We start from the raw sequence: 12,025 nt of genomic DNA, 5'->3' as shown, positions 1-12,025 counted from the left end.
GCTAGGGGTGCAGCGACATGGGGCCGTAGACGCGACGGTCGAGCTCGAAGAGCGTCACCGCGTCGACCCCCGCGGCGGCCAGCTCGGCGAAGACCTCGCCCACCCACGACTCGGCGTCGGACTGGTTGGAGAAGCGCTCGGCGCCGAGGTCGCCCTCGACCCCGACCTCCTCGCCGGCGGCGTTCTCCAGCCGCCACCACCAGGGGCGCTCGGACTCCGTCGGCGGGCGGAAGGTGCTGGGCTGCTCGGGGAGGTTCACTCGGCGCTCCGGACGTTGCTCCGCACGAACGGCGGCTTGGTCAGCTGGAAGATCTCGCGCCGGCCGCGGATGTCGACACCGACCTCGGCCTCGGGGTCCACGAACGCCGGCAGCAGCGCCAGTCCGACGCCCTTGCGCAGCGTCGGGGAGAACGTGCCCGAGGTGACCTCACCCAGCAGCACGTCGGCGGTCAGCGAGACGCTCATGCCCGGCCGCGGGATGCCCCGGCCGGTCGCGACGAGCCCGCGCAGCACCCGCTTCGGGCCGGCCTCGCGCTCGGCGAGCAGCACGTCGCGACCCCAGAACGCCGGCTTCGACCAGCCGACGGCCCAACCGATCCGCGCCTCGTTCGGGGTGACGTCGAGGGAGATGTCCTGGCCGTGCAGCGGGTAGCCCATCTCGGTGCGCAGCGTGTCGCGCGAACCCAGGCCGCAGGCGAGCATCCCGTGCGGCTCGCCCGCCTCGACCAGGGCGTCCCAGAGCGCGGGGGCCGCGCCGGCGGGGGCGATCAGCTCGTAGCCGCGCTCGCCGGTGTAGCCGGTGCGGCAGACCACGACCTCGGTGCCGGCGAACGGCGCGACGACGAACGACATGTAGTCGTGGCCGGCCGGCAGCCCGACCGCGGTGAGCACCTCGTCGGACCGCGGACCCTGGACGGCCAGCACGGCGTGGTCGCGGTGCTGGTCATCGACCGTGACGCCCTCGGGCGCCTGGGCCTGGAGCCGGCGGACCACCTCGGCGGTGTTGGCGGCGTTCGGGACGAGCAGCACGTGCTCGTCGTCGTGCAGGTAGACGATGAGGTCGTCGACGACGCCGCCGGTCTCCTCGTCGCAGCACAGCGTGTACTGCGCCTTGCCCGGCTCGATCCGTCCGAGGTCGTTGGTCAGCGTGCTGTTGACGTACGCCGCGGCGCCGGGGCCCGACACGAGCGCCTTGCCGAGGTGGCTGACGTCGAACACGCCGACCGCCTCGCGTACCGCCGTGTGCTCCTTGACCGTGCCGGCGGCGTACTCCAGCGGCATCGACCAGCCGCCGAACTCCGCCATCTTCGCGCCGAGCGCGACGTGCCGCTCGTGGAGGGGCGACCGCAGCAGGGTGGGGTCCTCAGCCATGACCGGAACCTACCCCAGCACGTGTCTATCCTTCCTCGGGTGACGTCGTACACCCTGCGCAATGCCAGCCCCGCCAAGACCAAGGCCGACGCGGTGGTGGTCGGCGTCCTGCAGGGCGGTGACGGCCCCGAGCTCGCCGAGGGCGGCGACGACGTCGCCAAGGCCTACGGCCGCAAGCTGCGTCCGCTGCTGTCCACCCTCGGGGTGACCGGCAAGACCGGCGAGGTCGTGAAGGTGCCGACCGGCGACACGGTCGCGACGCCGCTGCTCGTGCTCGTCGGGCTCGGCAAGGAGGTCACGCCCGCCGGCGTACGCCGTGCGACTGGCGCCGCGTCGCGTGCGGTCACCAACGCCGCCTCGGTCGCGCTCGCGCTGCCCGCCGCGACACCCGACCTGGTCCGCGCCGTGGTCGAGGGCCACCGGCTGGGCGGCTACGCGTTCACGGCGTACAAGAAGGACGCCAAGGACGCGAAGGACTCCGCGCCGGCCGAGGTCGTCGTGCTCTCCCCCGCCGCCCGGAAGAAGGAGGCGGCCACCGCGCTGGAGGAGGCGCAGGTCGTCGCGGACGCCGTGGCCGCCACCCGCGACTGGGTGAACACCCCTCCCGGCGACCTCCGCCCGCCCGCGTTCGCCGACGCCGTCGTCGCTGCGACGAAGGCCGCCACCAAGGGCCGCGGCGCACCCAAGATCGGGATCACCGTCCACGACGAGGCCGCGCTCGCCGAGCTCGGCTGCGGCGGCATCCTCGGCGTCGGCGCCGGCTCGGACGCCCCGCCCCGGCTGGTCGAGCTCACCTACGCCCCCCGCGGCGCGAAGCACCACCTGGCACTGGTCGGGAAGGGCATCACGTTCGACTCCGGTGGCCTGTCGATCAAGCCGGCGCAGGGCATGCACGAGATGAAGTCCGACATGGCCGGCGCCGCCGCCGTCGTCCAGGCGACGCTCGCGATCGCCGCGCTCGGGCTGCCGGTCAAGGTCAGCACGTTCGTCCCCATGGCCGAGAACATGATCTCCGGCAACGCCACCCGCCCCGGCGACGTGCTGCGCATCTACGGCGGCACCACGGTCGAGGTCCTCAACACCGACGCCGAGGGCCGGCTCATCCTCGCCGACGCCCTCGTCCGCGCCACCGAGAAGCAGCCCGACACGATCCTCGACGTCGCCACCCTCACCGGCCACATGGTCGTCGCACTCGGCGACAAGGTCGCCGGCGTCATGGGCACCGACGCCGTCGTCCAGGACGTGCTCGACGCCGCCGTCGTGGCCGGCGAGGAGTTCTGGCCGATGCCGATCCCCGAGCACATGCGGGAGCGGATCACCTCCAGCAAGGTCGCCGACCTCGCCCAGCACGACTGGATCCGCTGGGGTGGCGGGCTGTACGCCGCCGCGTTCCTGCGCGAGTTCACCGCCGGTCTCCCCTGGGCCCACCTCGACATCGCCGGCCCGTCGTTCGCCTCCGGCGGACCGTCGGGCCACGTCACCTCCGGCGGCACCGGCGTCGCCGTCGCCACCCTCGTCGACTACGCCCGGGCGCTCGTCGCCCGCGGCTGACCCGCGAGGCTTGACCCTGCCCCTGGGGCAGGCAGCACCGTGCCGTCACCGACGCACCCGCGCCGGTGACGAGGAGGCGAGATGCCCGACGAACCGCTGCTCACCATCGGGGACTTCGCCCGCGCCAGCGGCCTGAGCGTCAAGGCGCTGCGGCTCTACGACGAGATGGCGCTGCTGACGCCGGCGGAGGTGGACGCCGCCACCGGCTATCGGCGGTACGCCACCGGCCAGCTCGCCCGCGCCCGGCTGGTCGCGCGGCTGCGCCTCGCCGGCATGCCGCTGGCCCGGATCCGGGTCGTCGCCGACCTCCCGCCGGCCGCCGCGGTGGCCGAGCTGACGTCGTACTGGCGCCAGGTCGAGGCCGACACCGCCACCGCCCGCGGCGTCGTGGCGGAACTCGTCGAGGAGCTGTCCCCCGAGGAGGAACCCGTGTCCCACGTCCTGACCCCCCACTTCAGCAGCGCCGCCCGCACCGGCGTCGGCGCCCGCGACACCCAGCTGGACGCCGTCCGCGTCGACCGCCCCCTGGTCGCCGTGGCCGACGGGTTCGGCGGCACCAGCGGGATCGCCGAGGCCGCACTGGCCGCCCTCGGCGACCCACGCTCCGTCGTGGAGCTCGACGACGCCGTACGTCGTGCCGCGAAGGCGGTCGCAGCAACAGGGGCGGGACCCCAGGACGGCACGACGATCACCGCACTGGTCGTCACCGGGACCGACGCCCTCCTCGCCCACCTCGGCGACTCCCGCGCCTACCTCGTCCGGGGCGGCCGGGTCGAGCGGTTGACCCGCGACCACACCGTCGTGCAGACCCTCGTCGACGAGGGGCGGCTGTCCGCGGACGAAGCCCGGCTCGACGACCGGCGTGCCGTGCTGAACCGGGCGCTCGCCGCGGACATCTCTCCCCGTCCCGACCTCGCGATCCGCGCGGTCCAGCCGGGTGACCGGCTCGTCCTCACCACCGACGGCGTCCACTCCGCGCTCGATGCCGCCGAGCTGGCCGCTCTCCTGGTGGCCGGAGCCGAGCCCGACGTGGTGGCAGACGCCGTCGCAGGAGCCGTCGAGGTCGCAGGTGCCCCCGACAACTGGTCGGTGGCCGTCGTCGACCTGCTGGCCTGAGGGCCCGGACGTGCCGGTGCCCCGCCGGCTGGGTGCTTCGGCGGGGCGCGGGCTAGGCGGCTACTGCGGTGGCGGGTTGCCGGGTGGGTCGGTGTCGTGGTCGACGGTGCCGTGGTGGTCGACGGTGTACGTCGTGCCGGACGGGCTGGTCCAGCGGTAGGTGCCTGGTGATGGCGAGGTCTGTTGCCAGCCGCCGTGGGTCTTGGCTCGGTGGTGGCGTCGGCAGAGGGGGCCGATGTTCTCGGTGGCGGTGGGGCCGCCGCGGTTGTGGGGGACGACGTGGTCGTCGTCGACCTGGGAGGCGGCGGTGGCGGGGCGGGTGCACCAGGGGAAGACGCAGTGGTGGTCACGCAGCCGGGTCTGCTCGGAGAGGCGGTCCGGGACTTCGTAGGCCTCGACGTGGATGCGTTCGGCCAGGTCGATGACGGGTTTGACGGTGATCCTTGCGGCGCGGGTGCACCACTCGGCGAGCTGACCGGTGAGGACGGAGCCGCGGACGTTCTCGACGCGGACGACGTGGTCGACGGTGCCGTCAGCCGTCTGGTGGACGTGGACGACCAAGGGCTTGGGGTCGGTGTCGAACTCCAGCACGAGCTGCCGGCGGGCCATGTCGCCGAGCGCGGTGGCGCGGCGCGACCCCTCGGCTTCCTTCGAGCCGAGGGCGGCGAGGCGGTCGGCGCCCTTCGCCACTGCGTCCTCGAGGTCGAGGGCGTCGGCGAGGTCGAGGGTGGCCCAGACGTCGACGTGGCCGTCGAAGGTGACCTGGCGGGTCTGGATGGTGACGTGGCGGGTCTCGGTGCGTTCGAACCGGATCCGCTCGGCCTCGTCGGGGTCGAACCGGACGAGTGCTTCGTCGACCAGCCGGGCCAGAGCGGATGGGCTGATCGACGCGGCGCAGTGGGCGACGTGGGTGTCGACGAACCGTGCGCCCTTCATCGGCAACGCAAGGGTCTTGCGGGCGATCGTCCGGGCCTTCCACGCGGGGAGGTTGCCGCTGGTGGTCTTGGCCCACATCTTGGGCAGTCGGTAGCGCAGCTCGAGCGCTTCGGACAGGTACGCGCGGCCCGCGTCCAGCGACTTCCCGAGCGCGGCGGCGAGCTCGACGACCGCGAACTCCGTCACCAGGGGCGCACCGTCGCCGGCGAGACCGACGGGCTGGTCACCGAAGCCCTGCATGGTCGCCCAGGACGCCGACTCGGTCAGGGAGTCGGCGGGGTGCATGGCGCACCACTCGACCGCCGCCTGCAGGACGCGGACCTCCGCCGCGTCGGCCTCACGCTGGCTCGCCCGAGCGGCCGCGAGGACGTCCGCTGGGTCGTCCAGCGGGGTCTCGGGTGGCGCGAGGTGGGCCAATGCCATGGCCCCATTCTACTCGAACAGGCGTTCGTATGGAAGGACCGCGCGGTCGGCTGTGGACGCGCCCGTCGGCGGGTTTCGAGACGGCCGTGGCCGGCCTCCTCAACCAGCCGGGCGGACGCCGCAGCGGTTTCGCCGACGCTCGCCAGGGCTCGCTGACCGACCAGCGGGCGGCCTACAGCCCCTGCTGCTTGCGGCGCCGGTTGTAGTCACGCATCCGCTGGGGAATGCCGACGACGGCGGCGTCGTAGGAGGGGATCTGGAAGCCGTTGCAGAAGCTGTGGGCCCACTCGACCGAGGGGACGCGGCGGCGGGTCCACTCGCCGTCGTGGGCGACGAGGAGGAGGGTCACGTCGCTGACGGCGGTGCGGGGCTCGACGAACCCCTCGACGCCGCGACGCTCCTCGACCCAGGTGCGCAGGTGCTGCTCGTCCACCTTGTCCGACGCACGCACCCGCGTCGAGCCGGTGCGGTAGCCGTCGGTCGCGGGCTTGCTCGTCCGCGGGCGACGTCGGAATCGGTCGGTCCATGCCATGGGCACCAGTCTGCCGGGGCGGGCCCGACCCGGTGTGGACACGCCCGGAAAGGGTGCAAAGATGGTCGGGCGCTCCTCTGCGATCCAGAGGAGGCGAGGCCGACAGGGAAGGACCACGGTGGCCGACGCCGACTACGACGTACTCATCCTCGGTGCGGGTTCCGGTGGCTATGCCTGCGCGCTCCGCGCGGCCCAGCTCGGCCTGACCGTGGGACTCGTCGAGAAGGCCAAGGTGGGCGGCACCTGCCTGCACGTCGGCTGCATCCCGACCAAGGCGCTGCTGCACGCGGCCGAGGTCGCCGACAGCGCGCGCGAGGCCGAGCAGTTCGGCGTCCGGGCCACGCTCGACGGCATCGACATGGCGGGCGTCAACACGTACAAGGACGGCGTCGTCAACCGCCTCTTCAAGGGCCTCACCGGCCTGGTCAAGAGCCGCGGCATCACCGTGGTCGAGGGCGAGGGCCGGCTCACCGGCCCGAAGCAGGTCACCGTCGGCGACACCACGATCACCGGCCGCCACGTCGTGCTGGCCTCCGGCTCCTACGCCCGCAGCCTCCCTGGCCTCGAGGTCGACGGCGAGCGGGTCCTCACCTCCGACCACGCCCTGCAGCTCGACCGCGTTCCGCGCAGCGTCGTGGTGCTCGGCGGCGGCGTGATCGGGTGCGAGTTCGCGAGCGTGTGGCGCAGCTTCGGCGCCGACGTCACCATCGTCGAGGCGCTCCCCCGCCTCGTCGCGGCCGAGGACGAGGCCAGCTCCAAGGCGCTCGAGCGCGCGTTCCGCAAGCGCGGCATCGCCTTCCGCACCGGCACCCGCTTCTCGTCGGTGGCGCGTACCGACGACGGCGTCGCGGTGACCGTCGAGACCGAGGCCGGCGAGCAGAGCACGATCGAGGCCGAGCTGCTGCTCGTCGCGGTCGGCCGCGGTCCGGTCACCGATGGCCTGGGGTACGACGAGCAGGGCATCGCCATGGAGCGCGGGTTCGTGCTGACCGACGAGCGCTGCCGCACCGATGTCGAGGGCGTGTACGCCGTCGGCGACATCGTCCCGGGGCTCCAGCTCGCGCACCGCGGCTTCCAGCAGGGCATCTTCGTGGCCGAGGACATCGCGGGGCTCGACCCGCGGCCGGTCGACGAGACGGCGATCCCCCGCGTGACGTACTCCTCCCCCGAGGTCGCCTCGGTCGGGCTCGACGAGCGGACCGCCACGGAGCGGTTCGGCGCCGACGGCGTCGAGACGGTGACCTACGACCTCGGCGGCAACGGCAAGAGCCAGATCCTCAAGACGCAGGGCTTCGTGAAGCTCGTCCGTCGCACCGACGGCCCCGTCGTCGGCATCCACCTGGTCGGCGAGCGCGTGGGCGAGCTCGTCGGGGAGGCCCAGCTGATCTACGGCTGGGAGGGGTACCCGGAGGACGTCGCCCCGCTCGTCCACGCCCACCCCACGCAGAACGAGGCGCTCGGCGAGGCGCACCTGGCTCTGGCCGGCAAGCCCCTCCACGCGCACTCCTGACCACCGCAACCACCGAAGAGCGAAGGAACTCATGGCCACCGAAGTCAACCTCCCGGCCCTCGGCGAATCCGTCACCGAAGGCACCGTCACCCGCTGGCTGAAGTCCGTGGGCGACTCGGTCGCCGTGGACGAGCCGCTGCTCGAGGTCTCCACCGACAAGGTCGACACCGAGATCCCCTCGCCGGTCGCGGGCACCCTGCTCGAGATCAAGGCCCAGGAGGACGACACCGTCGAGGTCGGCGCCGTGCTCGCGCTGATCGGTGACGAGGGCGAGGGCGGCGGCGACGACTCCGCCCAGGAGTCCGCCGAGCCCGAGGCGCAGCCCAAGGACGAGGCCGAGTCGGAGAAGAAGGCCGAGCAGGAGGAGGAGATCGCCGAGGAGACCGGCGACCTGCCCCCGGGCGACGAGACGCCCGAGAAGGAGAAGTCCGACGCACCCGCCGCCTCCTCCGGCGGCAGTGGCGGTGGCGGCGGCGGTACGCCGGTCACGCTGCCGGCGCTGGGCGAGTCGGTGACCGAGGGCACCGTCACGCGCTGGCTGAAGTCGGTCGGCGACGAGGTCGCGGTCGACGAGCCGCTGCTCGAGGTCTCGACCGACAAGGTCGACACCGAGATCCCCTCCCCGGTGGCGGGCACCCTGCTCGAGATCAAGGCCGACGAGGACGAGACCGTCGAGGTCGGCGCCGAGCTGGCGATCATCGGCGACAAGAACGCCGCGCCTCAGGCCGAGGAGAAGGCCGAGGAGAAGGCCGAGGAGAAGGCGCCCGAGCCGAGCCCGGCCGAGGAGGAGACCAAGCCGACCCAGCCGACCGACGAGGGCGAGGCCGCCACCGAGCAGCCCGAGCCCGAGAAGGACCACGAGCAGGCCGACGAGACCGCCCCGGCCCCGAGCTCGCAGTCGCCCGACACCGGCGAGCGCAGCTCCGACGACAGCAGCAGCGGCGACAAGGAGCAGGCGCGCTCGGAGAAGACCTCCGACGGCTCCGGCTACGTCACCCCGCTGGTCCGCAAGCTCGCGGCCCAGCACGACGTCGACCTGTCGACCGTCGAGGGCACCGGCGTCGGCGGCCGCATCCGCAAGCAGGACGTCCTCGAAGCCGCCGCGAAGGCCAAGGAGGCCCAGCAGGCCCCGGCCCAGCCGGCCGCCCCGCAGCAGGCTCCGGCCGCCGGCCAGCAGCAGGCGCCGTCGGTCACGCCGTCGCCGCTGCGCGGGACGACCGAGAAGATCAGCCGGCTGCGCAAGATCATCGCCGAGCGCATGGTCGACTCGCTGCAGACCGGCGCCCAGCTCACGCAGGTCATCGAGGTCGACGTCACCAACATCGCGCGGCTGCGCGACGCGGTGAAGGCCGACTTCCACGCCCGCGAGGGCGTGAAGCTGTCGTACCTGCCGTTCTTCGCCAAGGCCGCGATCGACGCGCTCAAGCAGCACCCGAAGCTGAACGCTGGGATCGACACCGAAGCCGGCGAGATCACCTACTACGACCGCGAGAACCTCGCGATCGCGGTGGACACCGAGAAGGGCCTGATCACCCCGGTGATCAAGGAGGCCGGCGACCTGTCGATCGCCGGCCTGGCCAAGAAGATCGCGGACGTCGCGCAGCGCACCCGGACCAACAAGATCGGTCCCGACGAGCTGTCCGGCGGCACCTTCACGATCACCAACCTCGGCAGCGTGGGCGCCCTGTGGGACACCCCGATCATCAACAAGCCGCAGGTCGCCATCCTCGGCCCGGGTGCCGTCGTCAAGCGCCCGGTCGTCATCGACGACCCGAACCTCGGCGAGACGATCGCGGTGCGCCACATGGTCTACCTCGCGCTGACCTACGACCACCGCCTGGTCGACGGCGCCGACGCGGGCCGCTTCCTCCAGGACGTCAAGAAGCGCCTGGAGGCCGGCGTCTTCGACGTCTGAGCACCACCTGCTCCACGCCAGGGGCCCGGGACCGCACAGGTCCCGGGCCCCTTGTGCGTCCTGCGAGGCTCGGGACATGCGGATCGTGATCGCCGGCTCGTCCGGCTTCCTCGGCAGCCACCTCGTCGACGCGCTGCTGGGTCGGGGGCACGACGTCACCCGGCTCGTACGGAGGCCGTCCACATCACCGCAGGAGACGTCGTGGTCACCGAGTGAGGGCGCGGTAGATGCGTCCGTCATCGCGGCCTCGGACGTGGTGGTGAACCTGGCCGGCTCCCCCACGCTCGGCAACCCGCACTCGAGCCGCTGGGCGCAGGAGCTGCGCGAGAGCCGGGTGACCTCGACGCGGGTGCTCGCGCGGGCGGTCGCCGAGGCGCCCCGCCCGCCGGCGTACCTCGCGGGCAACGGCATCTCCTACTACGGCGACCACGGCGACCAGGTGCTCACCGAGGAGTCCGACAGCCGCGGGCACGCGCTGCTGACCGAGGTGACGCGGGAGTGGCAGGCGGCCGCGCAGCCGGCGGTGGAGGCCGGCGCCCGGGTCTGCTACCTGCGGACCGCGCCGGTGATGGACCGCCGGGCGGCTCCGCTGAAGACGCTGCTCCCGCTGTTCAAGGCCGGTCTCGGCGCCCGGCTCGGCACCGGCAGGCAGCACATGGCGATGATCTCCCTGCGCGACTGGGTCGACGCGGTGGTCTTCCTCGCGGAGCACGACACGGTCAGCGGCCCGGTCAACCTGACCTGCCCGGAGACCCCGACGAACGCTGCGTTCACCCGCGCGCTCGCCCGCGCCGTGCACCGGCCGGCGGTGCTGCCGGTCCCCTCCCTGGCGTTGAAGGCCGGCGCCGGTGCGATGGCGCCGGAGCTGCTGGGCTCGCTGAACGTCCGCCCCGCGGCGCTCGAGGCGGCCGGCTTCACCTTCCGCGACCGCGACGTCGAGGCGGTGCTCAGGACCGGGCTGCGCTGAGCCGGCCGCGCAGCGTCGCCAGCCCGTCGCCGTCGAGGTGGCCGAGGGCGGCGCTGCGACCGGTGAGGCCGAGCAGCAGCGCCTCGGCCCTGCCGCTCACCGTCGGGCCGTCGCCGGCCGCCCAGTCGAGGTCGTCCGCCTCGAACCGGAGACCGTCGAGGCTGCCCGGCGGCACGATGCCGCCCGGGGCGCCGGCCACGAAGTCCAGCGTCGCGCGGAGCCGCCCGGCAGGGACCTCGCGCTCGATGCCGAGCGGCCACCGGACGTCCAGGCCGTGCACGAGCAGGTCGGTGAGCGGCGCCTCCGGTCCCATCCCTGGTGGCGTGAACCGCGACTCGGCCCGCTCCCGCAGCACGCCGAGGAGCTCCTCGAAGGGCCGCTGCGCCCACTCGCGGGCCAGCCGGGCGTTCGCGCGGTCGAAGCTCCCGCGGCTGCGGACCATCGCGAGCGCGAACTTCGCGAGGCCCACCTCGAGCGGCACGACCAGGTGGCCGACGACCGCGTGCACGTCCCACTCCGCGCACAGGCTCGGCGTCGCCTGCGCCTCCGGCGCCAGGCCGGTCAGCAGGTCGGCCAGCGCGCGACGCTCGTCGGCGATCTCCTCGAAGAGGTCCATGGGGCCATCCTGGCCGCGGTCGCGTCAGTCGATCCAGTAGCGCCGCTTGCGCACCCGCGCGCCCGGCTCCTCGACGACGTCCTCGAGCCGCCCGCCACACCGCTCGATCACCGCGGCCGAGCCGATGTTGTCGTCGTCGCACGTCACGAGCACCCGGTCGACGCCTCCGGCGCGCGCGAGCACGAGCGACTGGCGCAGCATCTCGGTGGCGTGCCCGCGGCGGCGGTGCGCAGGTCGCACGCCGTACCCCACGTGCCCGCCGTACGCCGCCAGCCAGTCGTTCAGCGCGAAGCGGATCGACGTCCGCCCGACGAGCGCGCCGTCCACCTCCGCGACGAGGAACACGGCGGGCACCCGTCCCTCGGGGAGGTCGAGACCGAGCCTCTCCCGCTCGTACTGCTCCAACAGGTCGGCCCACGTCCGCTCCGGCGACCACCCGAGCAGGAGCTCGAAGCCGTCGGCGAGCAGCTCCTCGTGCGCCCGTAGCGCCTCCGTCTCGTCGTCGGTCCGGAGGGGTCGCAGTCGCAGCTCGGGCACGCACTCATCCTCCCAGCCAGTCGTCCCACCCGTCACACGACTTTCGCCACGACCCACTCCCCGCCCCGCCGGACGAGCGTCAGCCGACGCGTGCTCGGACCGTCCTGCGGCAGGCGCAGGTCGAGGCCGTTACCCACGGCGCGGCCACCGGTCACCCGGTCGGTCACGCGCAGGACGAGATGGTCGACTGAGGCGGCGAGCACGTCCACCGACAGCAGGTCGAGCCGGAGGTCCTCGACGACCAACCCACGCCGCGTCCAGCGCTCGAGCATCGCGCGGTCGTGCCGCCCCGCCGCCGAGCCGGGGGCGTAGAGCCGCGCGAGCGCGCCCGGGTCGCCCGCGGCCCACGCCGCCGAGCGCCGACGGTCCCACTCGGCCAGCACCGCGCGGGCGGTGGGAGCCTCGGCAGCGACCGGCCGGAGCGGCGGGGACGGACCGTCGGCGAGGAGCACGCCGGGCACGACCAGCGCGGCGGTGAGCAGGACGGAGAGGAGGAGCAGGACGAGTCGGCGCACCCCGACCACCTACCCACCGGGCGCCGACGGCCCGGC

At 73.6% G+C, this 12,025-nt stretch carries 12 protein-coding genes; 5 read left to right on the top strand and 7 right to left on the bottom strand.

Annotated elements, in window-relative coordinates:
* Window position 1: 1 nt before the first annotated feature.
* Complete coding sequence (locus G6553_RS03585; protein WP_166189309.1) at window positions 2–190, bottom strand: hypothetical protein; 189 nt, start codon at window positions 188–190, stop codon at window positions 2–4.
* A 65-nt stretch (window positions 191–255) separates the two neighbouring features.
* Window positions 256–1,371: a glycine cleavage system aminomethyltransferase GcvT gene (gcvT, locus tag G6553_RS03580; protein WP_166189241.1), complete on the bottom strand. Its 1,116-nt coding sequence runs from the start codon at window positions 1,369–1,371 to the stop codon at window positions 256–258.
* Between the two features lie 39 nt (window positions 1,372–1,410).
* On the opposite strand from gcvT, the gene G6553_RS03575 reads away from it, so the two are divergent.
* Window positions 1,411–2,922, top strand: coding sequence for a leucyl aminopeptidase (locus G6553_RS03575; RefSeq protein ID WP_166189240.1), 1,512 nt, complete (start codon window positions 1,411–1,413; stop codon window positions 2,920–2,922).
* An 81-nt stretch (window positions 2,923–3,003) separates the two neighbouring features.
* The gene (locus G6553_RS03570; RefSeq protein WP_166189238.1) at window positions 3,004–4,038 is read left to right on the top strand and encodes a MerR family transcriptional regulator; all 1,035 of its coding nucleotides are present in this window, start codon (window positions 3,004–3,006) and stop codon (window positions 4,036–4,038) included.
* A gap of 60 nt (window positions 4,039–4,098) precedes the next feature.
* On the opposite strand, the gene G6553_RS03565 is transcribed toward G6553_RS03570, so the two are convergent.
* On the bottom strand, window positions 4,099–5,397 hold the full coding sequence (locus G6553_RS03565; protein WP_166189236.1) for an HNH endonuclease signature motif containing protein: 1,299 nt from the start codon (window positions 5,395–5,397) through the stop codon (window positions 4,099–4,101).
* A 172-nt stretch (window positions 5,398–5,569) separates the two neighbouring features.
* Window positions 5,570–5,929 carry a hypothetical protein gene (locus tag G6553_RS03560; RefSeq protein WP_207619307.1) on the bottom strand — a complete coding sequence of 120 codons (360 nt, stop codon included), beginning with the start codon at window positions 5,927–5,929 and terminating at the stop codon, window positions 5,570–5,572.
* A gap of 118 nt (window positions 5,930–6,047) precedes the next feature.
* Between G6553_RS03560 and lpdA the strand changes: the two genes are divergently transcribed.
* The 3 genes from lpdA to G6553_RS03545 all read left to right on the top strand — a co-directional run bounded on the left by lpdA (window position 6,048) and on the right by G6553_RS03545 (window position 10,321).
* Entirely contained in the window at window positions 6,048–7,439 is a 1,392-nt protein-coding gene (lpdA, locus tag G6553_RS03555; RefSeq protein WP_347565466.1) for a dihydrolipoyl dehydrogenase, read from the top strand.
* 31 nt (window positions 7,440–7,470) lie between these two features.
* Complete coding sequence (gene sucB, locus G6553_RS03550) at window positions 7,471–9,354, top strand: 2-oxoglutarate dehydrogenase, E2 component, dihydrolipoamide succinyltransferase (RefSeq protein WP_166189233.1); 1,884 nt, start codon at window positions 7,471–7,473, stop codon at window positions 9,352–9,354.
* Window positions 9,355–9,430: 76 nt separating this feature from the next.
* Window positions 9,431–10,321: a TIGR01777 family oxidoreductase gene (locus tag G6553_RS03545; RefSeq protein WP_166189231.1), complete on the top strand. Its 891-nt coding sequence runs from the start codon at window positions 9,431–9,433 to the stop codon at window positions 10,319–10,321.
* Here G6553_RS03545 and G6553_RS03540 read toward each other — a convergent pair.
* The 3 genes from G6553_RS03540 to G6553_RS03530 are packed head-to-tail and all read right to left on the bottom strand — an operon-like array spanning window position 10,302 to window position 11,989.
* Entirely contained in the window at window positions 10,302–10,937 is a 636-nt protein-coding gene (locus G6553_RS03540) for a maleylpyruvate isomerase family mycothiol-dependent enzyme (protein ID WP_166189229.1), read from the bottom strand. The two genes, G6553_RS03545 and G6553_RS03540, sit on opposite strands and share 20 nt — an antisense overlap.
* Window positions 10,938–10,961: 24 nt before the next feature.
* Window positions 10,962–11,474 (bottom strand): GNAT family N-acetyltransferase, encoded by a 513-nt coding sequence (locus G6553_RS03535; RefSeq protein ID WP_166189228.1) that lies wholly within the window; start codon window positions 11,472–11,474, stop codon window positions 10,962–10,964.
* Between the two features lie 32 nt (window positions 11,475–11,506).
* Window positions 11,507–11,989 carry a nuclear transport factor 2 family protein gene (locus G6553_RS03530; RefSeq protein ID WP_166189226.1) on the bottom strand — a complete coding sequence of 161 codons (483 nt, stop codon included), beginning with the start codon at window positions 11,987–11,989 and terminating at the stop codon, window positions 11,507–11,509.
* Window positions 11,990–12,025 lie beyond the last annotated feature (36 nt).

It is taken from the genome of Nocardioides sp. IC4_145, from assembly GCF_011250565.1.
Taxonomy (GTDB): domain Bacteria; phylum Actinomycetota; class Actinomycetes; order Propionibacteriales; family Nocardioidaceae; genus Nocardioides.
This window is presented reverse-complemented; position numbering and strand designations above follow the sequence as displayed.

Bases quoted from the DNA above. Each gene is read 5' to 3' on its own strand.
- G6553_RS03570 (WP_166189238.1), top strand. From the start codon at position 3,004: ATGCCCGACGAACCGCTGCTCACCATCGGGGACTTCGCCCGCGCCAGC.
- G6553_RS03565 (WP_166189236.1), bottom strand. From the start codon at position 5,397: ATGGCATTGGCCCACCTCGCGCCACCCGAGACCCCGCTGGACGACCCA.
- gcvT (WP_166189241.1), bottom strand. From the start codon at position 1,371: ATGGCTGAGGACCCCACCCTGCTGCGGTCGCCCCTCCACGAGCGGCAC.
- sucB (WP_166189233.1), top strand. From the start codon at position 7,471: ATGGCCACCGAAGTCAACCTCCCGGCCCTCGGCGAATCCGTCACCGAA.
- G6553_RS03545 (WP_166189231.1), top strand. From the start codon at position 9,431: ATGCGGATCGTGATCGCCGGCTCGTCCGGCTTCCTCGGCAGCCACCTC.
- G6553_RS03560 (WP_207619307.1), bottom strand. From the start codon at position 5,929: ATGGCATGGACCGACCGATTCCGACGTCGCCCGCGGACGAGCAAGCCC.
- G6553_RS03540 (WP_166189229.1), bottom strand. From the start codon at position 10,937: ATGGACCTCTTCGAGGAGATCGCCGACGAGCGTCGCGCGCTGGCCGAC.